At 61.8% G+C, this 23,838-nt stretch carries 20 protein-coding genes and 1 tRNA gene; 2 read left to right on the top strand and 19 right to left on the bottom strand.

Features of this window, described 5'->3' with window-relative positions:
• Positions 1-47 precede the first annotated feature (47 nt).
• The 15 genes from lgt to ACUIAH_RS02745 form a co-directional block, all read right to left on the bottom strand.
• Positions 48-959 (bottom strand): prolipoprotein diacylglyceryl transferase, encoded by a 912-nt coding sequence (gene lgt, locus ACUIAH_RS02675; RefSeq protein WP_313842018.1) that lies wholly within the window; start codon positions 957-959, stop codon positions 48-50.
• Between the two features lie 37 nt (positions 960-996).
• Positions 997-1,917: a tryptophan synthase subunit alpha gene (gene trpA / locus ACUIAH_RS02680; RefSeq protein WP_445341528.1), complete on the bottom strand. Its 921-nt coding sequence runs from the start codon at positions 1,915-1,917 to the stop codon at positions 997-999.
• Complete coding sequence (trpB, locus tag ACUIAH_RS02685; protein WP_445341327.1) at positions 1,917-4,022, bottom strand: tryptophan synthase subunit beta; 2,106 nt, start codon at positions 4,020-4,022, stop codon at positions 1,917-1,919. Before trpB ends, trpA begins: the two co-directional genes overlap by 1 nt.
• 64 nt (positions 4,023-4,086) lie before the next feature.
• Positions 4,087-4,500 carry a phosphoribosyl-AMP cyclohydrolase gene (gene hisI / locus ACUIAH_RS02690; RefSeq protein WP_445341328.1) on the bottom strand — a complete coding sequence of 138 codons (414 nt, stop codon included), beginning with the start codon at positions 4,498-4,500 and terminating at the stop codon, positions 4,087-4,089.
• Positions 4,501-4,674: 174 nt separating this feature from the next.
• Positions 4,675-5,451 carry an imidazole glycerol phosphate synthase subunit HisF gene (gene hisF / locus ACUIAH_RS02695; protein WP_313842020.1) on the bottom strand — a complete coding sequence of 259 codons (777 nt, stop codon included), beginning with the start codon at positions 5,449-5,451 and terminating at the stop codon, positions 4,675-4,677.
• A 112-nt stretch (positions 5,452-5,563) separates the two neighbouring features.
• The gene (gene rlmN, locus ACUIAH_RS02700; protein ID WP_445341329.1) at positions 5,564-6,751 is read right to left on the bottom strand and encodes a 23S rRNA (adenine(2503)-C(2))-methyltransferase RlmN; all 1,188 of its coding nucleotides are present in this window, start codon (positions 6,749-6,751) and stop codon (positions 5,564-5,566) included.
• Positions 6,752-6,795: 44 nt separating this feature from the next.
• Positions 6,796-7,785 (bottom strand): phosphatidate cytidylyltransferase, encoded by a 990-nt coding sequence (locus tag ACUIAH_RS02705; protein ID WP_445341330.1) that lies wholly within the window; start codon positions 7,783-7,785, stop codon positions 6,796-6,798.
• Positions 7,786-7,810: 25 nt separating this feature from the next.
• Positions 7,811-8,365, bottom strand: coding sequence for a ribosome recycling factor (frr, locus tag ACUIAH_RS02710; RefSeq protein ID WP_045924363.1), 555 nt, complete (start codon positions 8,363-8,365; stop codon positions 7,811-7,813).
• 114 nt (positions 8,366-8,479) lie between these two features.
• Positions 8,480-9,235: a UMP kinase gene (gene pyrH / locus ACUIAH_RS02715; RefSeq protein ID WP_045924362.1), complete on the bottom strand. Its 756-nt coding sequence runs from the start codon at positions 9,233-9,235 to the stop codon at positions 8,480-8,482.
• A gap of 228 nt (positions 9,236-9,463) precedes the next feature.
• The gene (gene tsf, locus ACUIAH_RS02720; RefSeq protein WP_445341331.1) at positions 9,464-10,315 is read right to left on the bottom strand and encodes a translation elongation factor Ts; all 852 of its coding nucleotides are present in this window, start codon (positions 10,313-10,315) and stop codon (positions 9,464-9,466) included.
• A gap of 27 nt (positions 10,316-10,342) precedes the next feature.
• Positions 10,343-11,212 carry a 30S ribosomal protein S2 gene (gene rpsB / locus ACUIAH_RS02725; RefSeq protein ID WP_306222108.1) on the bottom strand — a complete coding sequence of 290 codons (870 nt, stop codon included), beginning with the start codon at positions 11,210-11,212 and terminating at the stop codon, positions 10,343-10,345.
• Between the two features lie 225 nt (positions 11,213-11,437).
• The gene (locus tag ACUIAH_RS02730) at positions 11,438-11,920 is read right to left on the bottom strand and encodes a peptide deformylase (protein WP_015021747.1); all 483 of its coding nucleotides are present in this window, start codon (positions 11,918-11,920) and stop codon (positions 11,438-11,440) included.
• Between the two features lie 3 nt (positions 11,921-11,923).
• Positions 11,924-13,906: an AMP-dependent synthetase/ligase gene (locus tag ACUIAH_RS02735; RefSeq protein ID WP_445341332.1), complete on the bottom strand. Its 1,983-nt coding sequence runs from the start codon at positions 13,904-13,906 to the stop codon at positions 11,924-11,926.
• Between the two features lie 38 nt (positions 13,907-13,944).
• Positions 13,945-14,499 (bottom strand): hypothetical protein, encoded by a 555-nt coding sequence (locus tag ACUIAH_RS02740; protein WP_045924359.1) that lies wholly within the window; start codon positions 14,497-14,499, stop codon positions 13,945-13,947.
• 199 nt (positions 14,500-14,698) lie between these two features.
• A complete protein-coding gene (locus ACUIAH_RS02745) occupies positions 14,699-15,823 on the bottom strand; it encodes a GuaB3 family IMP dehydrogenase-related protein (protein WP_445341333.1) in 1,125 nt (374 codons plus the stop codon).
• 163 nt (positions 15,824-15,986) lie between these two features.
• On the opposite strand from ACUIAH_RS02745, the gene ACUIAH_RS02750 reads away from it, so the two are divergent.
• Both ACUIAH_RS02750 and ACUIAH_RS02755 read left to right on the top strand, forming a co-directional pair.
• Positions 15,987-17,246, top strand: coding sequence for an NADP-dependent isocitrate dehydrogenase (locus ACUIAH_RS02750; RefSeq protein ID WP_445341334.1), 1,260 nt, complete (start codon positions 15,987-15,989; stop codon positions 17,244-17,246).
• Positions 17,247-17,516: 270 nt separating this feature from the next.
• Positions 17,517-19,064 (top strand): hypothetical protein, encoded by a 1,548-nt coding sequence (locus ACUIAH_RS02755; RefSeq protein ID WP_445341529.1) that lies wholly within the window; start codon positions 17,517-17,519, stop codon positions 19,062-19,064.
• On the opposite strand, the gene ACUIAH_RS02760 is transcribed toward ACUIAH_RS02755, so the two are convergent.
• The 4 genes from ACUIAH_RS02760 to ACUIAH_RS02775 form a co-directional block, all read right to left on the bottom strand.
• Positions 19,034-20,860, bottom strand: a complete 1,827-nt coding sequence (locus ACUIAH_RS02760; protein ID WP_445341530.1) for an AMP-dependent synthetase/ligase — start codon at positions 20,858-20,860, stop codon at positions 19,034-19,036. The genes ACUIAH_RS02755 and ACUIAH_RS02760 overlap by 31 nt on opposite strands.
• 120 nt (positions 20,861-20,980) lie before the next feature.
• Positions 20,981-21,646 (bottom strand): M23 family metallopeptidase, encoded by a 666-nt coding sequence (locus ACUIAH_RS02765; protein ID WP_445341335.1) that lies wholly within the window; start codon positions 21,644-21,646, stop codon positions 20,981-20,983.
• 196 nt (positions 21,647-21,842) lie between these two features.
• Complete coding sequence (gene arfA, locus ACUIAH_RS02770) at positions 21,843-23,378, bottom strand: arabinosylfuranosidase ArfA (protein WP_445341336.1); 1,536 nt, start codon at positions 23,376-23,378, stop codon at positions 21,843-21,845.
• Between the two features lie 312 nt (positions 23,379-23,690).
• A tRNA-Asn gene (locus ACUIAH_RS02775) sits at positions 23,691-23,763 on the bottom strand.
• Between the last annotated feature and the right edge of the window lie 75 nt (positions 23,764-23,838).

Raw genomic sequence — 23,838 nt, forward strand, 5'->3', positions numbered from 1 at the left:
GTGGCCCAATTGCACACCTGCCGGCCCTTGGATAGCCGACCCCTGTCCTACTTGCTCCGGGCCTCGGATTCCTGACGCACCTCAAGCTCGGTGATGGTCCGCAGCTTTTCGGACAGCAGGGAGGTCGGCTTGCCCTTGCGCGCTATGAGGACGAAGGCTGCAGCCGCCAGGAAGAAGACCGTCATGGACACCCAGACGTTGACCCTGACCCCCAGGAATTCGTGGGCGAAGTCGATGCGAAGGGCCTCGATCCAGGTGCGCCCCAGGGTGTACCACATGACATAGAGGGCGAAGAGGGAGCCGGCCTTGAGCACGTTCACGGCCTTGTGGCCGATCCAGACCAGGAGGGCCGCGCCGATCAGGTTCCAGATCATCTCATAGAGGAATGTGGGTTGGAAGAGGGTGCCGGTCGGGCAAGTGGCCCCGTCATAGCACTGTTCGCTGCTGCCGATGGCGGAACCTGCCGCATCGATCTTCAGCCCCCAGGGCAGCGTGGTGGGGGCCCCGTAGAGCTCCTGGTTGAACCAGTTGCCCAGCCGCCCGATGGCCTGAGCCACCAGAAGGGCAGGGGCCACACTGTCGGCCAGCAGGGCGGTCGGGTAATTCTTGTGACGGCACCAGGCCCAGGCTGCCAGTGCTCCCAGGAGGACTGCACCCCAGATGCCCAAACCGCCACGCCAGATGCGCAGAATATCGGCTGGATTGCCATCAGCTCCGAAATACCGCTCAGGGGTGGTGATGACGTGGTAGAGCCTTGCGCCGACGATTCCGGCCGGTACCGCGCAGATGGCGATGTCCAGAATCTGGTCGGTCCGGCCACCCTCCTTCTTCCAGCGCCTGGCCGTGATCCAGGCGGCCACGATGATGGCCAGAAGCATGGTCAGCGCATAGAACCTGATGGTGACCGGCCCCAGATGGAAGCTGGATATTCCCGGCGATGGAATGTAGGCAAGCGTCATAAAGCCCCAATCTAGCCCCTGGGCCTTACAGCCCCACTCACTTCCTGGCCTGGGAGATGCCCCAACGCAGGTCGGAGCAAACCTCAGCCAGGGACTCCAGTGCCTTTCTGCGATCCTTTCGTGGCCTGCCCTCGTCATCCAGAAGACAGTGGACCAGGGCCGAGCCGACGATGACCCCGTCCGCGTAGGCGCCGACCTGAGAGGCCTGCTGGGCGGTAGACACCCCGATGCCCACGCAGACATAAGGGGCTCCAGCCTGCCTGACTCTCGCCACCAGGTTCTGCGCCGAGTTGGACATGCTGGTGCGTTCGCCGGTCACGCCCATCCGTGAGGTCGCGTAGACGAAGCCCCTGGCCGCACGGGAGGTGATCTGCAGACGTGCATCAGTGGAGTCGGGCGAGACCAGATAGACCCGGTCAAGACCATACCGGTCCGACTGCTCTATCCATTCCCCGGATTCGTCGACGATCAGATCCGGGGTGACCAGCCCGGACCCTCCGGCCTCGGCCATGCGCTGAGCAAAGTCTGCCACTCCGTGATGCATGATCAGATTCCAGTAGCTCATGACCAGAGCCCTGGCACCGTCCGCCTGGACCTGGCGGACCGCGTCGAAGACACCCTCGACCTTGACGCCATTGTCGATGGCACACTTGCTGGCCGCCTGGATGACCGGGCCATCCATGACCGGGTCGCTGTAGGGCAGCCCGATCTCGAGGATGTCGACCCCGCTTTTCACCATGACCCGCATGGCCTCCAAGGATGTGGGCACGTCAGGGAATCCGTAGGGGAAGTACCCGATGAATGCCGGCCTGCCCTCTTGGCGGAGGGCCTGCAGCGTGGACGCCACCGGGCTGGCCGTGCGGCTGAAACCCTTAGGCTGGACAGGCTGGGATTGCACAGACTGGGGTTGGACAGGCTGGGCGGGCGCTTTCTGCCACTGCCATTGCTGGTTGACCATCATCGGGCCTCCTCTTCTGCTTGATCGCTTCCGCTGTGCCCGGCCTGGGCTTCCAAAGCGCTGGCCTCCTGCTCGGACAGATAGCCGAACCATCTGCCCGCCGTGGCTACATCCTTATCGCCCCTGCCCGAGATGTTGATCAGAATGACAGGATTTCTGATTCCCTTGCGCAAAAGGTCGGTGGCCGCCTTGCTGGCTCCGGCCAAGGCGTGCGAGGACTCCAGGGCAGGGATGATGCCCTCGGTCCGGCAGAGGTCGCTGAAAGCCTGCATGGCCTCCTTATCGGTTGCATAGTCATACTTGACCCGGCCCATGTCGTGCAGCCAGGCATGCTCAGGCCCCACTGAGGCGTAATCCAGGCCGGCGGAAATGGAGTAGGTGTCCATGGTCTGGCCCTGGTCGTCCTCCAGCAGATAGGACTTGGTCCCTTGGAAGACGCCGATCTGACCGGTGCCTGGCGACAGGCGGATGGCGTGCTTGCCGGACTTGGGCCCGTCCCCGCCGGCCTCATATGCGTAAAGGGAGACCCGTGGATCGTCCAGGAAGGTGTTCATGATGCCGATGGCGTTGGAACCCCCGCCGACGCAGGCCACAACCCCGTCGGGATGGTCGATGCCGTATGCGGACAGCTGTGCGGATGCCTCTTCGCCGATGATCTTCTGGAAGTCCCTGACGATGGTCGGGAAGGGGTGGGGGCCGGCAACCGTGCCCAGCAGGTAGTGGGTGGTCTCCACGTTGGTCACCCAGTCGCGCAGAGCCTCGTTGATAGCGTCCTTAAGGATCCTGGTCCCGGTGGTCACCTCGACGACTTCGGCTCCCAGCATCCGCATCCTGGCCACGTTCAGGGCCTGTCTGCGGGCGTCTATCTGCCCCATGTAGATTCGGCACTTGAAGCCCAGGAGGGCACAGACCGTGGCCGTGGCCACGCCGTGCTGGCCGGCGCCGGTCTCCGCGATGACCCGGGTCTTGCCCATGCGCTTGACCAGGAGCCCCTGACCCAGGGCGTTGTTGATCTTGTGGGCGCCCGTGTGGTTCAGGTCCTCCCTTTTCAGGAAGACCCTGACCTGGCCGCCGACCCGATCGCCGATCAGCTTGGCGAACCGAGGCGCCGGCGTCAGGGCCGAGGGACGCCCCACATAGACCCGGTTGAGTCTGTTCAGCTCCTCACGGAAGGCCGGATCGGCCTTGGCCTCCTTGTAGACACGCTCCAGCTCGTCGAGGGCGCCCACCAGGGCCTCAGGGACGAAACGTCCGCCATAGGGGCCGAAATAGGGACCGTCATGGGTTGAGAGGGGCCTGGCCTCGGCTGCCTTGAAGCGGTGGCCAGCCTGAACCAGCAAGCGAACGGTACCCTCCTGGTCCTGTGAGGTGACCAGACCTTCTCCTATCAGGACCGCATCGGCCCCGGCCCGGGCGTACCGCTCCAGCTCGACCGTGCCGAACACTCCGGACTCGGCCACCTTGACCACATCCTTGGGCAGGTTGGAAGCCAGGCGGGCATACTGGTCAACGTCAACGCTCAGGTCCTTCAGATTCCGGGCGTTGATGCCGATCACCCTGGCGCCGGCCGCAATGGCCCGCTCGATCTCCTGGCGATCATGGGTCTCGACCAGGGCGGTCATGCCCAGGCTCCCGGCCAGGTCGAGCAGGTGCTTGAGACGTGTGTCATCCAAGGCCGCCACAATCAGCAGGATCATATCGGCCCCGTTGGCCCTGGACTCCCAGACCTGGTAGTCGGAGACGATGAAGTTCTTGTTGAGAACGGGAATGCCCACGGCCTGTCTGACCTGCCGCAGATCCTCCAAGGATCCCAGGAAGCGCCTGCCCTCGGTCAGGACCGATATGGCCGAGGCGCCCCCGTTGGCATACTGCCGGGCCAGGGCGGCGGGATTTTTGATGTCGGCAAGATACCCCTTGGAGGGCGAGGCGCGCTTGATTTCCGCGATGATCGGAATGCCGACGCTCTCCCTGAGCAGCCGGGCGGCATCCAGAGGTTTGCGCTTCATGCTCCTGACCTGTTGCTTGAGGCTTTCCAAGGGAATCTTCTGTACCCGGCCCCTAGCATCCTCCACGGCGCCGGCCACCAGTTCATCCAAGACGGTCATAGAGCCCTTCCCTCCAGTTTCCTGTGTATTCCCTGTCACAACCTTAGCGTCTTTCTGCATTGGACTACCCTTCCTGGCTCTGCATTTGCGCCTGCGTGCGGTTGCCCTGCACCGCTGGCAAGGGTCCTCCGGCTTCAAAACACGACCTGTGTCCGGTGTGGCAGGCCGCCCCCACCTGGTCGACTTCGATAAGCAAGGCGTCCCCGTCGCAGTCGATGCTGACTGCCTTGACGTATTGGACATGCCCGGAGGTGTCTCCCTTGCGCCAGTATTCCTGCCTGGAGCGGGACCAGAAGGTGACCCTTCCCGTGGTCAGGGTCCGTCTCAAGGCCTCCTCATCCATGTATCCGACCATGAGCACCTGACGGCTGTCATACTGTTGGACCACAGCGGCCACAAGTCCCTTGGCATCCTTCTTCAGCCTGGCCGCTATGCTCGGCTCCAAACGTGCTTCCTGGTCCTTCGAAGACTGTGACATTGATCCTCATTCTCCTTGATTCATCTATTTGATTCATCTATTTGATTCAGCTGATTTGTCCGACATATCCCTGCCGGTTGATTGTTTCAGGTATGGGTATGGTTTCACGATGGCTGCCAACATGGCCAGCAAACGCCATGCAGCATGCGGTGTCGAATTATCTGCGGGATTGGTTCAGGCCTGCCATCGAACCGGGTACCCGGCCGCATGGAGCGCCTGCTTGACATCCTTGATGGACACCTGGCCGAAATGGAAGACGGAAGCCGCCAGGACCGCATCGGCCCCGGCCTTGACAGCTGGAGGAAAATCGGCGGCCTTGCCTGCGCCACCGCTGGCGATAAGGGGAAGGGAAACGGCCTTGCGCACGTCGGCGATCATTTCCAGATCGAATCCCTGACGGGTGCCGTCCGCATCCATGGAGTTGAGGAGGATCTCGCCGGCTCCGAGCTTCTGGGCCTGCTTGACCCAGCCGATGGCATCGATGCCGGTGGACTGGCGGCCGCCCATGGTGGTCACCTCATATCCTGAGGTAATGCCCTGGGCATCGGATCGGCGGGCATCGACCGAGAGCACCAGGACCTGGCGACCGAACCGCTGGGCGATGTCGCCGATGACCTGCGGATTGGCAATGGCTGCCGTGTTGATGCCGACCTTGTCGGCCCCTGACCGCAGGAGGGTGTCGACATCCTGCGGGGTGCGCACGCCTCCACCCACGGTCAGCGGAATGAAAATCTGGTCGGCAGTGCTCTTGACCAGGTCCGCCATGGTGGCTCGCCCGCTGCCCGAAGCGGTCACATCCAGAAAGGTCAGTTCGTCGGCGCCCTGTTGGTAGTAGGCGGAAGCCAGTTCGACCGGGTCGCCTGCATCGCGCAGATTCTTGAAGTGGACGCCTTTGACCACCCGGCCCTGGTCGACATCAAGGCAGGGAATGACACGAACCGCTACCGTCATGCGACCCGCCTTCCTGCCTGAACCGATTTGTTTGAGTCACGACATTAGCTTCTGTAGTGCCCGAAGACCATGGCATGTCCACACTATGGCATGTTGATTGCAGAATACCGGATTAGGCCTGGAGCTTGACGGCTTTTGCAGCCAGCTGCCCGCAGGCGCCGTCGATGTCCGATCCGCGGGTGTCCCTCATGGTTGCAGTGATGCCGGCCTTGTGGAGAATGTCCAGGAAGCGCTGCTCGTCCTCGGGCTTGGAGGCTGTCCAGCGAGACCCCTCAATCGGATTCAGGGGTATGGGGTTGACATGCGCCCAGTCGTCCCCGTAGTGGTTGAGGCGCTTGGCCAGAAGACGGGCATGCTCGGCCTGGTCGTTGATGCCGCGCATCAGGGCGTACTCGATGCTGACCCGTCTGCCGCTGGCCAGGTAGTAGTCGTGGGCCGCGTCCAGGACCTGGGTGGTGTCGAAGCGCCGGTTCATGGGAACCAGCTCGTCGCGCAGCTTGTCGCTGGGGGCATGGAGGGAGACGGCCAGACGGACCGGGACCCCCTCTCTGGTCAGCTTGCGGATGCCGGGCACCACGCCGACCGTGGAGACGGTGATGTTCCTGGCCGAGATGCCGAATCCCTTGGGCGGCAGGGCGCTGATCTGCCTGACTGCGGAAAGCACAGCCCGGTAGTTGCCCATGGGCTCGCCCATACCCATGAAGACGATGTTGCTTAGGCGCCCCGGGCCTCCGGCGACCTGTCCGGACCTCATCATCCGGGATGCGGCCCTGACCTGTTCCAGAATCTCACCAGTCGACATGTTCCGGGTCAATCCAAGCTGACCGGTAGCGCAGAAGGGGCAGCCCATGCCGCAGCCGACCTGGCTGGAAATGCAGAGGGTGGCTCTGGAAGGGTAGCGCATGAGCACGGACTCGATCCTGGACCCGTCGAAGAGCTCCCAGAGGGTTTTGATGGTCGTCCCCTGATCCGCCTTCTGGACGGTGACCGGGGCTATCAGTTCAGGAAAGAAGCGGTGTGCGGCATCCTGGCGGCTGGCCGCAGGAAGATCCGTGAAGTCGTCCGGATTGGTGGACAGATGGCTGAAGTAATGATTGGCCAGCTGCGAGGCCCGGAATTTCGGCAGGCCCAGTTGAGCGCAGACCTCCTGACGCTCCTCTAGGTCCATATCCGTAAAGTGACGCGGCGGCTTGCCTCGCCGGGCGTGGTCGACCGCTAGAACGTCCCTGAAGGCCCCATCCTTGCCACCAGGGGTGATGCCGGTTTCAGGCTCGGCACCAGTCATGTCGCCATCTGTCATACCTCTACCTCATCCCGTATCAGTCATCCGACCATCAATCCCGGTCACAGGCCGGTAATCAAAAGAACCAGTGTGATGAAGGGCGCGGACATGAGGATGGAATCCACCCTGTCCAGCACCCCGCCGTGGCCCTTGAGCAGGTGGCCCATGTCCTTGATCCCCAGATCGCGTTTGATCAAGGATGCGCTCAGATCCCCTAGGGTGCCTGTGGCTCCGACCATGATGCCCATGAGCAGGGCGACCCACCAGATCCTTCCCCAATCCGCCATGGGATAGGTGGCCGCGAAGATGACCAAAGCGCCAACCAGACAGCAGAGCATGGAGCCGGCCAGACCTTCCAAGGACTTGCCGGGCGAGATGCGGGGCGAAATCTTGTGCTTGCCGAAGAGCGAACCAAAAAGAAGACCGCCGATGTCGCTTAAGGCAGGCAGGAAAATCACCATGAAGGCATGTGCTGCAGGATGCCCGCCGAAGGTGGTGGGCAGGGTTATCAGACAGGCCAGGAGGGTGATGTAGACAACGGTCAGGAGGGTGACGCCCACATTGGCCAGGCTGCTGGACCGGCTCCCCTGCTCTGCAGCACCGTAGGAGGCATCGGCCATGGTCTGCGCGTCCTTGCCCGAGAGCTTGGCATTCACCGCCTTGGCCAGACGACCGCCCAGGCGATGGTTGCGGGTGGCCGCAAGAGCCCCGACCAGGGCAGTGACCAGAACTCCGGCGGTCATAACTGCGACATGGTCCGGCGCATAGAAGGAAACCAGCATGGTGGCCGCCGAGCAGATCCAGAGCTCGACCACCGGTATATGCAGGCCCGCCGTGGCAAAGTCCACCCTGAGCTCCCAAAGCCCCAGGGTCATGAAAATCACAATCAGGTAGATGAATGCGTCGATGCGCACCAGGATGCAGGCCAGGATGATGACCACCAGAAGCGCGCCAGTGGCCACCGCCTGCGGCATGTTGCGCCCGGTCCGCTTGTTCAGGGTTGCGACGGCATCCTGACCTGCCTTCTCGGCGGAGCTTTCCTTAGTACTCATGAAGTGTGGATCCTCCCCAGGCGGATCAGACCTCGAGGATCTCCTTTTCCTTGGCGTCCAGGAGCTGGTCGATCATGTCGTTCTTCTGCTTGGTGACGGTCTCCAGCTCCTTCTGCAGCCGGTTGCCCTCATCCTCGCCCAGGTCGCCATCCTTGACCTTGGACTCCAGCTCCTCCTTGACCTTGCGCCGGATGTTGCGGACGGCCACCTTGCCCTCCTCGGCCTTGGTCTTGGCCAGCTTGACATAGTCCCGGCGGCGTTCCTCAGTCAGCTCGGGCATGGTGACCCTGATGACGTTGCCGTCACGGCTGGGGTTGACGCCCAGGTCCGAATCGCGGATGGCCTTCTCGACCGCGCCTGCCTGGGAGGGGTCGAAGGGGGTGACAGCCAGCGTACGGGGCTCCGGGACGCCGATGGATGCCAAGGACTTGATGGGGGTGGGTGTGCCGTAATACTCCACCATGATGTCGTTGAGGAAGGAGGGGTTGGCACGCCCGGTCCTGATTCCCGAGAAGTTCTCCTTGGTCGCCTCGATGCTCTTGTCCATCTGCCTTCCGGCCTGGTCCACCACTGTGGTCATGATCTGCTCCTTGCTGTATGGACCATCCGCCTGTGCGCGCGAGGTCCGTCATTCTTATACTCTACGGCCATGGGGCCACTGGGGCCAAGCGGCGCGGGGTGTGCCCGCAGCCGGTCACAGGGTACGATCAGAACCGCCGTGGACCAAGGTGCCCAGGCGCTGGCCCTTGAGCGCTCCGGTCACGTTGCCTTCACCCTCCAGTCCGAAGACGCGGATGGGCATGTCGTTGTCCCTGGCCATGGACAGCGCTGCCGCGTCCATGACGGCCAGATTGTCCACCAAGGCCCGCTGGTAGCTCAGATTGGTGAACATGCGCGCAGAAGCCTGCTTGTTGGGATCAGCCGTGTACACGCCGTCCACGCCGTTCTTGCCCATGAGGACCTCGACGCAATGAATCTCCAGGGCCCGCTGGATGGAGACGGTGTCGGTTGAGAAGTACGGCATGCCGGATCCGGCGCCGAAGATGACCACGCGTCCCTTCTCCAGGTGACGGATGGCCTTGAGCGGGATGTAGGGCTCGGCAACCTGGCCCATGGTGATGGCTGTCTGCACCCTGGTGGCCTGCCCATCCTGCTCCAGGAAGTCCTGCAGGGCCAGGCAGTTCATGACCGTGCCCAGCATGCCCATGTAGTCTCCGCGCGAGCGTTCGATTCCGGCCTGGCTGAGCTCGGCTCCGCGGAAGAAGTTGCCGCCGCCTACCACGATGGCCACCTGAACGCCGCTCTGCACCGCCTGGACGATCTCCTTGGCCACCCGCTTGACCACCTGAACGTCGATGCCGACCTCGCCTCCCCCGAAGGCCTCTCCGGAGAGCTTGAGCAGCACACGACGAGGCGATGCTGGGTTTTGCGCTGAATCGGATCCGGTCATAAAAACCCTTTCTCCAGACATGATGACGGGCGGAATACGCCGCTAATAGGGTATCGAGGCTGGGCGACAACCCCTCCTTGAGCAGGCTGATGTGATAGGCCCAGGACGAAAGAAGGGGAGCGGCCGCGAAAGCCACTCCCCTATCGTCAGTCATCATCAATGCCGGCCGTCTGTCTATCCCTCAGACAGGATCGGACGAGACGACCCAAGACATTGCTGGACTACCGACTACTCCTCGTCGCCCTTGCCGACCTCGAGACGGGCGAAGGCCAGGGCCTTGCCGCCAGCCTGCTTGAAGAGGTCGCCGATGGTCTTGGAGGTGTCCTTGACGTACTGCTGCTCCAGCAGGACGGTCTCCTTGAAGAAGGCGTTCAGGCGCCCCTCGACGATCTTGGGAATGATCTTCTCAGGCTTGCCTTCGGCCTGGGACTTCTCGGTGGCCACGCGGCGCTCGGACTCCACCACGTCGGCGGGCACATCCTTGCGGCTGAGCCACTTGGGGCTCATGGCGGAGATCTGCAGGGCCACCTCATGGGCCACCTGGGCGCCGGCCTCGTCAGTGGCGATCATGGCCACGATGGAGGGGGGCATCTCCACGGACTTGCGGTGGGCGTAGATCTCCACACGGGGACCTTCGACCCGGGCCACCTGGCCGACCTTGACGTGCTCATGGAAGAGCGCGCCGGCCTCCTCAACGGTCTCCTTGACGGTGCCCGACTTAGATGGAGCGGCATCGACCTGCTCGGCGTTGGAGGCATCAGCCTTGGCCACGTCGTCGATGACCTCCTGGCCGAACTCGATGAACTGAGGGGTCTTGGCCACGAAGTCGGTCTCGGAGTTGAGCTCGACGGCATAGCCGATCTGGCCCTGTCCGCCCTCGACGACGGTGGAGGCTATCAGGCCCTCCTGAGCCTTGCGGCCCTCACGGGCGCCTGCGGCCTGGATGCCGGTGGCGCGGATGATCTCCTTGGCGCGGGCCATGTCGCCCTCAGCCTCGGTCAGGGCCTTCTTGACGTCCATCATGCCGGCGCCGGTCTGATCACGCAGCTCCTTGATCAGTGCAGCGGTGATTTTTGCCATGAAACTCTCCTATCTAGACGCCAGATTTCAGGCGGCCTGATCAGCAGCGGGGGTCTCCTGCTGCGGTTGCGCAGGCTGCTCGGCCTGGGGAGCCTGGGCGGTCTCCTGGGCCTGCTCCTGCGGCTGTCCGTCCTTGTTCTCCAGCAGGTTCTTCTCCCACTCGGCCATGGGCTGGTCGGAGGCCTCCTCGGTCTTGGCGGCCTTGCCGGAGCGCTCCAGCAGACCGTCGGCCACGGCATCGGCCATCAGCCTGGTCAGCAGCTCGACGCCGCGAATGGCATCGTCGTTGGCTGGAATGGGGTAGGTGACGAGCTCAGGATCCGTGTTGGTGTCCACCAGGGCCACCACCGGAATGCCCAGCTTGTTGGCCTCGGAGACGGCCAGGGCCTCCTTGTTGATGTCGACCACGAACAGGGCCGAAGGGGTGCGGTTCATGTTGCGGATGCCGCCCAGCTGGCGCTCCAGCTTGTCCTTCTCGCGCCGCAGGAGCAGGAGCTCCTTCTTGGTCAGCCCCGAGCCGTGCACGTCGTCGAAGTCCATCTCCTCCAGTTCCTTCAAGCGGCCGACCCGCTTGGTCACGGTCTGGAAGTTGGTCAGCATGCCGCCCAGCCAGCGCTCGGAGACGTAAGGCATGTTCACCCGGGTGGCCTGGGCCTTGATGGCCTCCTGGGCCTGCTTCTTGGTCCCCACGAAGAGCACGGTGCCGTTGTGGGCCACGGTCTGCTTGATAAAGTCATAGGCCTTGTCGATCAGACCGAGCGACTTGAAGAGGTTGATGATGTGGATGCCGTTGCGCTCCATCAAAATGTACTGCTTCATCTTGGGGTTCCAACGACGGGTCTGGTGTCCGAAGTGGACGCCGGCCTTCAGCATTTCGCTCATGGTGATCTGTGCCATGTCCGTACCTTTCATTGTCGGTTATTGCCTGGCCATGTGCACCTGCGTGCAACTCCGAGGAGCCGACCGACACAGGACGTCGCGGACATGGCGCGAATTTGCGGCGTGCGTTCGGGAATACTCTTGGTGCGCTTGCCCGCCCGTGACAGCAGACCTGCGCAATGACACGCCGAATTACCATGATACCCGAGGCCAATGACCTCGGGTATCGCGTTCGCCCTCTGCCTACCTGGCTGATCTGAGCTGCTGCATGGCCTTGCGGCGAACGTCGCTCTCCAGCCGATCCACATAGACATGGCCGTCCAGGTGGTCGCACTCGTGCTGGATCATCCGCCCCATGATGCCATGGCCTTCAAGAGTCACCGTCTTGCCGTCCAAGTCGATGCCGTGGGCTCGGGCGTAGTCGGCCCGCCTGGTCGGATACCAGAGGTTGGGCAGGGACAGGCACCCCTCCTCGCCATACTGCTCGCCGGAGGTCTTGTCGATGACCGGATTGATGATGTAGCCCACCTTGCCGCCGATGTTGTAGGAGAAGACACGCAGGCCCACGCCGATCTGGTTGGCCGACAGGCCGGCCCGGCCCGGGTCGTCAACAGTGTCCACCAGGTCACGCACCAGACTGCGCACAGCCGGGGTGATGCTGGTCACTGGATCGCAGGGTGTGCGCAAAACCGGATCTGGAACCACTCTGATTGTACGAATCGCCACTGCTTACTCCTCGTCATCCCGGCCGTCGCGGCCGTCCTTCTCGTCCTCTGGTGCCGCTTCCTCCTCCTGGCGGACATCACGCATGCGTCCGGTCATGCTGGCCAGGGAGTCGCTCATGGTGGTCCGAGCCCTGCTGACGATGTCGTTCTCCTTGGCGGCCGGCTTGGCCGGCGTCCTGGGGGCATAGAGGACCTTGTCCACGAGTTCGGCATACTGGCGGAGCACCTCGGGGCGCACGACCTTCAGGCTGGGGGTCAGGGTGCCGTCCTCCTGGCTGAAGTCCTTGTCCAGCACCAGGAACTTGCGCACCGACTCGGCCCGCGAGACGTTGCAGTTGGCCTTGTCCACATACTGCTGGATGAAGGCATGGATGGCCTCGTTATGGCTGGCCTGCTCCATGCTCATGTCAGCGTCCAGACCCTGGGAGGTCAGCCAGGACTTCAGCATCCCGGCATCCAGGGTGACCAAGGCGCCCACAAAGGGCCTGCCGTCGCCCACGACCACGGCCTGGGAGACTATGGGGCAGGTGCTGATGACATCCTCCAAAGGCGCCGGGCTCACGTTCTTGCCGCCGGCGGTGATGATGACGTCCTTCTTGCGGCCAGTGATGAAGACGAAGCCCTGGTCGTCGATCTGGGCCAGATCTCCGGTGTGCAGCCAGCCGTCCTTATCGAGCACGGTGGAATCAAGCTCGGGCTGGTGGTAATAGCCCATGAAGACGCTGGGGCCCTTGACCAGGAGCTCATCGTCGTCGCTCAGCCTGACCGTAATGCCCGAGCCAGGGCGGCCGACCGACCCTACCTCATTGGCGTCCTCGAAGTTGACGATGCAGGGGGCCGCCGTCTCGGTCATCCCGTAGCCCTGAATGAAGGTGATGCCGTCGATCCCGTTGAAGAAGTGGGCCAGGTCGGCATTCATGGGCGCGCCGCCGCAGGCCAGGTAGCTCAGGTTGGAGCCCAGGGCGGACTCGATCGTGTTGCCGACGGTCTTGGTATAGAAAGCGTGGGCCAGGCGGGTAAACAGCGAATGACCGTTCCCCTCCTGCTCGTCCTTGGACCACTTGATGAAGTGCTTGGTGGCCTTGGCGAAGACCTTGCCGGCCAAGCCTGTGCCGGCCTTCTGCGAGGCGGCGTTGTAGACCTTTTCGAAGACGCGGGGCACGCCCAGCAGATAGGTGGGCCGGAAGGTGCGCAGGTCGGTCAGCAGGTGCTTGGCGTTGGAGACGTATCCGACCACGCCCTGAGCGCCGATGGCCACATACTGGATGTAGCGGGCGAAGCAGTGGGCCAGGGGCAGGAAGAGCATCAGGCGGGAGGGCGCCGCCAGCATGTGGTAGAGCACATCCCAGCCCACGAAGACGATGTGGACGAAGTTCCGGTTGGAGAGCATGGCGCCCTTGGGCTCCCCAGTTGAACCCGAAGTGTAGACGATGGTGGCCAGATCGTCGGCCTTGACTTGGGCGATGGCCTGATCCAGGCGCTCGTCTTCTATCCCCTGGCCGAATTCACTGACGGCGTTCAAGCCCCCGGCTTCGAAATTGAAGACGTACTTGAGCTTGGGCGAGGACCCCCGGACCTGCTCCAGGATCTGCGCGTGCTCAGAGTCGCCGGCAAAGGCCAGGACACAGTCCACATCCTGGACGATCTTCTGGGCCTGGTTGGGCGAGTCGGTCTCATAGATGGGCACAGAGACCGCCCCGATGGCAGCGCAGGCGAAGTCTGTGACCCCCCAGTCGTAACTGGTGGAGGCGTAGATGACCACGGTACTGCCCTTTTCCACGCCCAGGGCCATCAAGCCCTTGGCCACGGCGCGTACCCGTGCGGACATCTGCCCTGCCTTGACATCGTGCCAGTTTCTGGTCATGGGATCCTGCCACTGGGCAACCAGCTCCTCAGGATCGCGGGCGGTGCGTTTTGCCAGGAGTGAATAGATGGTGTCCTTGTCCGTCGTCGGGTGTTGAAGCTCGACCGTATATTCACGCAACATACCCACCATCATATGGGTCACCCCGCCAAAGCCGCCGCCTAACCCATGTCGAAGCGGACGCAAACCCAGCGCGAACCGCTTCTGGCGACGATCAGGTTGGTCAGCACTGTGCGCTCGCCGACCAGAAATCCGATGGTGGTTTCGTACCGGTCACGGTCTACGCGGTAGAGCTCGACCAGTTTAGGAATCAACGGCAGGTATGTCATGCCGACGTGATCCGCTGTGCGGACCATGCCCAGATGCCGATCCCGCAGCAACTGGGCCAGCAGGGCCAATCGCTCCATGCAGACGCGGTTGAGCACACGGTCCAGGCTCTTCATAGGCAAACGACCCCGCAACACATCGAAGACCCTGGATGCCAAGGCGCACAGATTGACAAGAATACGCTTGAGATCCGCAGACAGACCCTCATGCCCGGCAGCATCCCCAGGCCGGATGAAGTTGACCGTTCGCACGGTCAGATTGATGTCGCCAAGTCCCAGCGGCACCTGTGTACAGGTAGACGGCCACCAACCGCCATTCTCCTGTCCTGCCGACTCTTCGGTTGCTTGATCTTGATCCCAGACCGGTGCCAGATCCATATACTCCGTCATACTTCTCTCCTCGCACTCCGATGTGCTTGTCCCCCCTCCCATGCCGGCGAGGCGCACTGGGCAACCGACGCAACGACAGCGATTACGTCCAGAGTAGGAATGCACAGAGGGATTGTAAAGGCCGGTTCAGGAATGTGGTCAACCTGAACCGGCCTTTATGCGGATTGTGGATAACTGGACCGTGAATGCCCTATTCTGCTCAGCAGCGGGGGCCGGGGGTCACTGCCACACGGCACTTCTGGAAGTTCTTGACATCCACATAACCGGTGGAAGCCATGGCCCGGCGAAGTGCCCCGATCAGATTCAGACTGCCGTCGGTGCGGTCGCTGGGACCGAAGAGTATGCGCTCCAAGCTCCCCACCTGGCCGACCTGGACCCTGCGGCCCCTTGGCAGTTCGGGATGATGAGCCTCGGCCCCCCAGTGCATGCCCTGGCCGGGAGCCTCCGTAGCCTTGGCCAGGGGCGTGCCCAGCATGACCGCGTCGGCCCCCATGGCCAAGGCCTTGACAAAGGAACCCGAGGTACCGGTCTCCCCGTCGGCGATGACCTGAACGTAGCGTCCGCCCGACTCGTCCAGGTAGTCGCGACGCGCCTCGGCCACATCCGAGATGGCCGTGGCCATAGGCGCTTGGATTCCGATGGTGGCGGAATCGGTGGAGGAGGCTCCCCCGCCGAACCCGACCAGCACCCCGGCGGCACCGGTGCGCATCAGATGCAGGGCAGCCTGGTAGGTGGCGGCCCCTCCGACGATGACCGGAACGTCCAGGTCGTAGATGAACTTCTTCAGATTCAAAGGCTCATGGCTGGTGGAGACGTGTTCGGCCGAGACCGCCGTTCCTCGGATCACGAAGAGGTCCACGCCCGCATCGACCACCGTGGCATAGAACTCCTGGGTGCGCTGAGGGGACAGGGCTCCGGCCACCGTGACCCCGGCCTTGCGGATCTCCTGCAGACGGCGGGTGATCAGCTCCGCCTTGACCGGTTCCCGGTAGGCCTCCTGAATGACCCCGGTCGCCTGCTCCGGCGAGGCATGGGCTATCCGATCCAGCTGGGGGCGCGGATCCTCGTATCTGGTCCACAGCCCCTCCAGGTCCAGCACGCCCAGTCCACCCAATCGTCCCAGAGCAATGGCCGTCTCAGGGCTGGTCACCGAGTCCATGGGCGCCGCCAGCAAGGGCAGGTCAAACTCGTAGGCATCCACCTGCCAGGCTGTGGAGACATCCTGGGGATCCCGGGTCCTTCTGGAGGGGAGTATGGAGACATCATCGAGCGTGTAGGCCACCGTGGCCTTCTTGCCGAGACCGATTTCGATATCCTGTGTCATGTCTGCCAGCCTAGCGCCTCATGATGACGCTCCGGCGTGCTACGAACGAGTTACGAGCCTGGGAACAAAGAGTAACAAACTTGGGATAGAACAGTTCGCAAGCGCAACTGCGGCACCGGGAGCAGGATCCGGCCCCCGACCCGCCGACCGATAGGAGGCCGCCATGGACAAGATCGCCGTGAAAGGACGTATCGTCGAGCTCGACGGTGACGAGATGACCAGGGTCATCTGGAAAATGATCAAGGAACGGCTGATTCTGCCCTATCTGGACGTGGACCTGGACTATTACGACCTGGGCATCCGCAACAGGGACGCCACCGACGACAAGGTCACCGTGCAGGCGGCCCAGGCCATTCAGCGCGAGCACGTGGGCGTCAAGTGCGCCACTATCACCCCGGACGAGGCCCGAGTAAAGGAATTCGGTCTCAAGCGCATGTGGAAGTCGCCCAACGGCACCATCCGCAACATTCTTGGCGGAACCATCTTCCGCGAGCCCATCGTCATCGATAACATCCCCCGGCTGGTTCCCGGGTGGTCCAAGCCCATCGTAGTGGCCCGACATGCCTTCGGCGACCAATACCAGGCCACTGATTTCACCGTTCCGGGGCCGGGAAAGCTCAGCGTCGTCTTCACTCCTGAAGACGGGAGCGACCCGGTGACACGGGAGGTGACCGTCTACCCAGGTCCAGGCGTGGCCCAGGTACAGTTCAACCTCGACGACTCCATCCGCGACTTCGCCCGCTCCTGCTTCAACTACGCCCTGCAGAGGCACTATCCGGTCTACCTGAGCACCAAGAACACCATCCTCAAGGCCTACGACGGCCGGTTCAAGGATATTTTCGCCCAGGTCTACGAGCAGGAATACCAGAGCCGGTTCGAGCAAGAAGGACTGACATACCAGCATCGGCTGATCGACGACATGGTGGCCTCCTCGCTCAAGTGGCAGGGCGGCTACGTCTGGGCCTGCAAGAACTACGACGGCGATGTCCAGTCCGATGCGATAGCGCAAGGGTTCGGGTCTCTTGGCCTCATGACCTCCATGCTGATGACGGCCGACGGGCAGACCGTTGAAGCCGAGGCCGCCCATGGGACCGTGACCAGACATTACCGGCGCTGGCTCAAGGGGGAAACCACCTCCACCAACCCGATCGCCTCCATTTTCGCCTGGACCGGCGGACTCAAGCAGCGGGCGCGGCTGGATGAGACACCCAAGGTGGCCGAGTTCGCGCAAACACTGGAATCCGTGGTCATCGAGACCGTTCGCTCCGGTCGCATGACCAAGGATCTTGCCAGTCTGGTAGGTCCTGATCAGCCTTGGCTGGACACCGTAGGGTTCATGGACGCCTTGGACCATGCTCTTGCCGAGCGTATGTCTTCAGGTGCTGCAGAGGCCAAGGGACACAAGGCGGCCAAAGCAGACTAGCAGATCAGAGAAAAACACCCACCTTTTGCCATTGCGGACGCTTATTGCATGCGGTTGATCTTTTCAGATCCGCCTTCACTGTCTGTTCCATCAGCGAGGACCGTGTACGCGAAACATCGACCCTTCATACGCTCCTGCCCGAGAGCCCATAGAATGGTTGCTCGGGACCCGGCCAGAGTCAGGCCCTGTCGGAACGAAGGAGCGAACGTGAAGAAGACCGGCTTTGCACGGCGTTTGTCCAGCTTGCTGGCCCTGCTGGCAGGCCTGGCCATGGTAGCCTCGGCTGCCGCTTGCGGTGGTCCGGCCTCGGGCAGTGGACAGCAGTCTCCGAGCGCCCCGCAGAGCCAGGAAACCACTGCGGCCGCTGATGTCCCCGGTCGGGTGGCCATTTTCACTCCCTCCGACGGCATCACGCTCTCCCAGCACACGCCCATCAACAAGTGGGCCGCGCTGGTTCCTGAGCTCAAGGCAGCACTGGCCAAGGAGCATCTTTCCGATAAACACATCGACACCTACACCAGCGGAAATCTGGAGGATCAGAGCAAGGAGCTGCAGGATTACCTGGTCAACCGTCTTTCGGAGCGCAAGACCGGGAAGGCTTCAGAGCCGACCACACTGGTGGTGGCACCCATGACCTCGCCTGACTCCATTACCCGCCAGTATGGCGACTATATCAGCAAGTCTCTGGTTGCCGACTCCAAAGACAAGGCGCGGGCACGTCTGGTCTCGTCTCTGCGTCTGGCTTCGGGCGCCGGCATGCATGTGGTTCTGCTGGCCAACCAGGTGCCGGGCATCCAGCCGGATCTGTTCGTGCAATTGTCCGATGCACGGGCCATTGGTCAGATGCAGGCGGACAAGCTGGCCAGCAAGCTGGAGCTGGACAAGGCCAGCAAGGACAACCCCTGCCGCATCGAGATTCTGCTGCCTAACCGGACAACTGATGCATCATCTGATGAATCCCCTGCCGACAAGGGCGGTGAAGCAGGCCAGGCTGAGCGGAACCAGCAAGAGGATCAGGATGAACAGCATTCCTTCCCCGCCCAAGCTTTCGCTGGAATCTGGCAGGTGCTGGGACCCTACTTCAAGGATGGACGGGCTGTCAGCCCATCGGGGCTCCTGAAGGCAGACAGCACCGAGAAGGACTGGCAGGCGATCGCCTTCGATCCGGGCAAGGACGCTTCGGCTACCGGCAAAGAGCTGGCGACCCGCCTGACCATGAACGATGGCGCCAAGACCCACACCGAGGTGGACGGCATTCTGGCCATGAACGACTTCATTGTTTCCGGTGTGGTCTCTGAGCTCGGGGATCTGGGATATCGGGGTTCTTCAGCGGACGTCAACCCAGAGATCTCAATATCAGGCATTGTGGGATCCATGGTCGGTCGCCAGGATCTGCACCGGAAGCGCGTGCCCAAACCCGCTCAGAGTCCTACAGCGCAGAATCCGACGGGGTCGCAGGCGGATCCTTCACAGGGCACGGGCAGGACTCAGGATTCCACACCCTCGGATGACCACGCTGCCTGGCCCATCATCAGTGGATACGGCGCCTACGTAGACAACATCCCTCAAATCGTGGACGGACGGCAGTGGATGACTGGTCTGGAGGACAGACAGGGGCTTGCAGCTGATATTGCCAAGGCCTGTGTCGGACTCAACAGCCAGGGCAAGGTGCCAGCCATGGATACGATCCAGACCGTCAACCAAGATGGCAAGCAACTGCGCCGCCTGTCAAGACCACTGGTTGCGGTTTCAGCCTCCAATCTCAAGGCGGCTCTGATTGATACAGGCTACATCAAGCCAGCTGACGCAGGTCTTTGAGCATAGATCCTCTGCTCGATCTGGTCTTCATACCGCTTGAGAACCTCCTGACGACGGGGCTTGTATGATGCGGTGAGCAGTCCATTTTCACGAGTGAAGTCCTGGTCCAGAATCAGATAGCGACGGATCCCCTCGGCCCGGGAGACCTGAGCATTGGCCGCGTCTACCGCACGATCGATCTCCGTGCGGATGATAGGGTTCTCCCCAGCCGAAGCAGCATCGTCCAGAGGTTCAGCGCCCTGGTCCCTCAACCACCTGTTGACCTCCTCGAGATTGAGGGTGATCAGGGCCGAGATGAAAGGCCTGCGGTCCCCGATGACCATGCAATGGCTGATGATGGGCGAACGCTCGACGGCTGTTTCCAGCAGCGACGGCGAAATGTTTTTACCCCCTGCTGTGATGATGATCTCCTTGCGCCGGCCGGTCAACCGAACGAACCCGTCCTCGTCCAGACTGCCCAGATCGCCGGTCAGCAGCCAGCCGTCGCGAATCTGCCTGGTGGTGATTTCTGGATGGTTGTGGTAGCCCATGCAAACATCGGGGCCCTTGACGCATAGCTGGCCCTCCTGGTCGATGCCCACGGTGATGCCGGGCATGGGCAGGCCGATGGTGCCCAGCCTGTAGCCTTTGGTGGGGTTGACCGTCACCGGACCCATGGTCTCGGTCATGCCGTAGCCCTCCAGCAGGGGCAGACCTATGCCGTTGAAGAAGTCCGCAATGTCCCTGTCCAGGGGGGCTCCGCCCGAAATGGCATACCGGACCCGGCCGCCCAAGGCCTCCAGGATGGGATCGTAGACGGTGCCCGTATACATGAGGTGCTTGGTCTTCAGCGACATGGGAACCCGGCTTCCGGTCTGCTGATGACGGGACCACTGCCTGGCCACACCTGCGGCATCCAGGAAAATCCTGCCCCTGGCGCCTGTTCCGGCCCGCTGGGAGGCAGCGTTGTAAATCTTCTCGAAGATCCGCGGCACAGCCAGGATGAAAGTGGGCTTGAAGGTCTGCATGTCCTGCAACAGATTGCGGATGGACCCGGTAAGCCCCAGGGTGAGATCCGTGGCAATGGCGAAGAACTGCAGGCAGCGGGCGAAAGCGTGGGCCAGGGGCAGGCAGAGCAGAAGCCGCTTGCCCTCACCCAGGCAGATGTCAGGGACTGCTTGAGTACCTGAACGGACAGTGAAGACGATGTTGCTATGGCTGAGTTCTATGCCCTTGGGCTTACCCGTGGAGCCTGAGGTATAGACGATGGTGGCCAAGTCGGAACCCTGCACTGAGTCAGCACGGGCTTGGAAGTCTGCCTGGTCCACCGCCCGTCCGTAGGCGGTCATGGTGGTCAGCGCTCCCCTGGTGATCACATACAAGTCGTTCAGATAGGCGCACTGGGAACGAACCGCATCCACCCGGGCCCTCATGTCGTCATCCTCCAGAAAGGCCATGCCGACATGGGAGTCGTTGAAGATACGCCGGATCTGATCGGGAGAGTCCGTCTCGTAGACCGGCACCGTCACGGCCCCGATAGCCAGGATGGCCATGTCCAGGGCAGTCCATTCCCATCGGGTGTGCGAGACGATAGCCACTGAATCCCCCCGGTCTACCCCCCGGGCCATAAGCCCCTTGGCCAGCGCGACCACACGGTCGCGAAACTCCCGGGCCGTTATCGTGTTCCACTCGCGTCCGCTCCGGTATTCGATCAGAGGATCGTCGCCCAGGCGCTTCACCCTGTCCTCAAGCAGGGAGAAGACACCGGCATCGGCGTCTATGGGCTCCTCAAGCGGACGCGTAAATTCTTGCTGCATGTTCTGCATGACCACTCCCTGCTGAAACGGCGTTATGCTTTACGATTCTAACCGCTCCCCCGGGCCTGCGATATACCTGGTCTGCAGACGCGCGAGTCTTGCAGGCGGACCCCTGCACTCCTATAGAGGCTTGAGACGAATGCGATGCCGTCCGACTTTAGCGCCTGGATCCAGATAGTGGTTATGACCATCTTTCAGCCCCCAGTGCAGGCAATCTTGGTCACAATGGTCAGAGACCCCATCTACTTTTCCCCAGACTGTGCCTGCCTGCAACCGGGTTCCCGCAGGCAAAGAGCTCTTCGCCGGCTCATAGGTGGAGGTCAGTTTGCCGTGACGAATGGAGACCACGTCCTTGCCTGCTACAGAACCGGTGAAAGTGATGACACCGTCTGCTGGGGCCCGGATGCGCCTGCCTTGTTGCACTGCCAGATCAATCCCGCGATGACCGCTCAGCCATGGATGATCCGGAGGATCGAAGGGACGCATAATCTCTGGGGCGGCCTTATCACCAGGCAAAGGTTCAAGGGGCCACAGCCAGCCCCGGCGACAGGCTGAGGTCGATGAGGTAACCCGACCATTCTGCGCCGGAGCTGCAGCCGAAGGCAGGGTCGGCGCAGGCTGAGCCGCGACGGTTGCCGCAGGCCCTCCGGCCGACAGGACCAAGGCCAGCATCAATGCCAGCAGGGACCTGGGGAACCAGGGAGGCCGACAGCCGGAAGGCATGATGGGCATCCGGCTGGTAACTCGCCCAATACCCTTGTTCTTATGGTCACGCGCACAGGCCATAGTCGCACCTTCATTCCGTCATCGTGGGTACCCGATTGGGCGCCCACCATCATGATGGACTGGATACCAAAGCTGCTTGAGCCGGAAGGAAGTATGTGGTCGAATATGTAGTCGTTCACACCCGGATTGACCACAGAGAAACCATACTTGAGAATCCTGGAAAGGTGTTTTTATCCAAAATGACTTCATTGGCCCCTTAAGCCAGATGAATGACCGTCCAGGAGATGGGAGGCAGTTGAAGGCTTATGGCATCCTCATCCATCCTGAAGTCTTGCCTGGCGTGCATGACGACCCGCTCCTGATGTTCAAGGGTGTTGCGAGCCGAGGGGTCATCCTCGTGCAGGGTGCTGACCGTCGCCTTCCGATGTCGATCCTGCTCAGGCAGCGCGATTCTACAATCAATGGAACGCTCAAGACTACGGTTGACCGCAAATATGCTTAGGGAACCGTCGGCACCCCTGACGGCCACAGAATCAGTCATGGGCACCTGACCATAGCGGGAGGTCTCATAGGTGTCGCAGCTTTGCAGGCTCTTGAGTACACGGGCACCCCGCGCATAACGGGCAGTCAGGGCGAAGGGATAGAAAATGGTCTGCCTCCAGGCCGGGCCGCCGGGCTCGGTCATGATGGGGGCAATGACGTTGACCAGCTGGGCCAGGCTGGCCGCATGAACGATGTCAGCATGCCTGAGCAATGTGATCAGCAGGTCACCCACCACCACGGCATCTGCCACAGAATAGACATCCTCCAAAAGCGGCGCGCCAAGAGGCCAATTGCCGATGCCTTCCGGCGATTTGCTGGCCTGGGCATCCTGGTACCAGACATTCCACTCATCGAAGGAGATGAAAACCTGATGATCACTGCCCAGCCGGGCACGCGAGGCGGCGATGGTGTCCGCTACATCGGTAATGAAACTGTCCATGTCCACGCCAGAAGCCAGAAAGCTGGCCATGTCTCCATCCTTGGGCGCGTAATAGGCATGGCATGAGAGGAAGTTCACATTTTCGAAGCAGCGCTCCAGGACGGTACGCTCCCAGAGACCGAAAGTGGGCATGGTGTGCGAAGAAGATCCACATACAACCAAATCCAGTTCCGGATCGATCATCCGCATGGCCACAGCCGTCCGGTTGGCCAGATCGGCGTATTCCTGTGCACTCTTGTGGCCGATCTGCCAGTCGCCGTCCATTTCGTTGCCCAGGCACCACATCCTGATGTCGAAGGGGCGATCATGGCCATTGGCACGCCGCCGTTCCGACAACTCGGTACCCGATGGCACATTGCAGTATTCGAGCAGATCCAAGGCCTCCTGCATGCCCCTTGTGCCTAGGTTGACGGATTCCATGAGCTCGTTGCCACCCAGCTTGTCCAGCCAGTTGCTCATCTCATGCAGGCCGAACTCGTTGCTTTCGCTAGAGTGCCAGGCCAGGTCGAGGCGACGAGGACGGCTTTCGCGCGGACCCACGCCATCTTCCCAGCGATAGCCTGAGACGAAGTTGCCGCCCGGATATCGGATGGTGGTCACGCCCAATTCCTTGACCAAATTCATGACGTCACCGCGAAAACCCTGCTCGTCTGCTGTCGGATGACCCGGCTCATAGATGCCCGAATAGATGCCCCGGCCCAGGTGCTCCACGAAAGACCCGAAGAGTCGATCGTCAATGGACGTGGACTCCTGCTCCTCATACACATTGAACTGTGCCCTGCTCCTGCGAGTTTGCTGCTCTTGCGTCACCGTCTGACTCCCTCGTTCTGACTTTGTCGTCCATGCTTCTCGTCCATGTTGGAAGTATGGATCATCTGAATGGTACAACGTTGTGTATTCTGCAAAGCACTCGGCTGCAGCTTTGCACAACCTCGAAATGGACCGCCTAGTGTTAAACGAAAGGTTGCCTAATCATTCATCTTGAAAGCAATTCGAGCAAATGATCATTCTGATATTTGTGCATACAGCAACCAAGAGCACCTGGGGCAGTGGGGCTTGCATTCCTTGGATTGATCACAGAATAAAAAAGAAGAAAACCGCCGGATAACCGGCGGTTGGAAGCTCCCGCAGCTGGGCTTGAACCAGCGACATTTCGATTAACAGTCGAACGCTCTGCCAACTGAGCTATGCGGGAATGTCCCGTTCAACTCTCGCTGAACACAGTTACCATACTATAGTCAGGACTCTCGTATCCGACAACTTGGCGTGT

The organism is Bifidobacterium sp. ESL0820 (assembly GCF_052606235.1).

Bases quoted from the DNA above. Each gene is read 5' to 3' on its own strand.
- ACUIAH_RS02740 (WP_045924359.1), bottom strand. From the start codon at position 14,499: ATGACGGAGTATATGGATCTGGCACCGGTCTGGGATCAAGATCAAGCA.
- ACUIAH_RS02755 (WP_445341529.1), top strand. From the start codon at position 17,517: ATGGTAGCCTCGGCTGCCGCTTGCGGTGGTCCGGCCTCGGGCAGTGGA.
- ACUIAH_RS02760 (WP_445341530.1), bottom strand. From the start codon at position 20,860: ATGCAGCAAGAATTTACGCGTCCGCTTGAGGAGCCCATAGACGCCGAT.
- frr (WP_045924363.1), bottom strand. From the start codon at position 8,365: ATGACCACAGTGGTGGACCAGGCCGGAAGGCAGATGGACAAGAGCATC.
- ACUIAH_RS02705 (WP_445341330.1), bottom strand. From the start codon at position 7,785: ATGAGTACTAAGGAAAGCTCCGCCGAGAAGGCAGGTCAGGATGCCGTC.
- ACUIAH_RS02745 (WP_445341333.1), bottom strand. From the start codon at position 15,823: ATGACACAGGATATCGAAATCGGTCTCGGCAAGAAGGCCACGGTGGCC.
- rlmN (WP_445341329.1), bottom strand. From the start codon at position 6,751: ATGACAGATGGCGACATGACTGGTGCCGAGCCTGAAACCGGCATCACC.
- ACUIAH_RS02735 (WP_445341332.1), bottom strand. From the start codon at position 13,906: ATGTTGCGTGAATATACGGTCGAGCTTCAACACCCGACGACGGACAAG.
- rpsB (WP_306222108.1), bottom strand. From the start codon at position 11,212: ATGGCACAGATCACCATGAGCGAAATGCTGAAGGCCGGCGTCCACTTC.
- lgt (WP_313842018.1), bottom strand. From the start codon at position 959: ATGACGCTTGCCTACATTCCATCGCCGGGAATATCCAGCTTCCATCTG.
- ACUIAH_RS02750 (WP_445341334.1), top strand. From the start codon at position 15,987: ATGGACAAGATCGCCGTGAAAGGACGTATCGTCGAGCTCGACGGTGAC.
- ACUIAH_RS02765 (WP_445341335.1), bottom strand. From the start codon at position 21,646: ATGGCCTGTGCGCGTGACCATAAGAACAAGGGTATTGGGCGAGTTACC.
- pyrH (WP_045924362.1), bottom strand. From the start codon at position 9,235: ATGACCGGATCCGATTCAGCGCAAAACCCAGCATCGCCTCGTCGTGTG.
- hisF (WP_313842020.1), bottom strand. From the start codon at position 5,451: ATGACGGTAGCGGTTCGTGTCATTCCCTGCCTTGATGTCGACCAGGGC.
- trpB (WP_445341327.1), bottom strand. From the start codon at position 4,022: ATGACCGTCTTGGATGAACTGGTGGCCGGCGCCGTGGAGGATGCTAGG.
- trpA (WP_445341528.1), bottom strand. From the start codon at position 1,917: ATGGTCAACCAGCAATGGCAGTGGCAGAAAGCGCCCGCCCAGCCTGTC.
- tsf (WP_445341331.1), bottom strand. From the start codon at position 10,315: ATGGCAAAAATCACCGCTGCACTGATCAAGGAGCTGCGTGATCAGACC.
- hisI (WP_445341328.1), bottom strand. From the start codon at position 4,500: ATGTCACAGTCTTCGAAGGACCAGGAAGCACGTTTGGAGCCGAGCATA.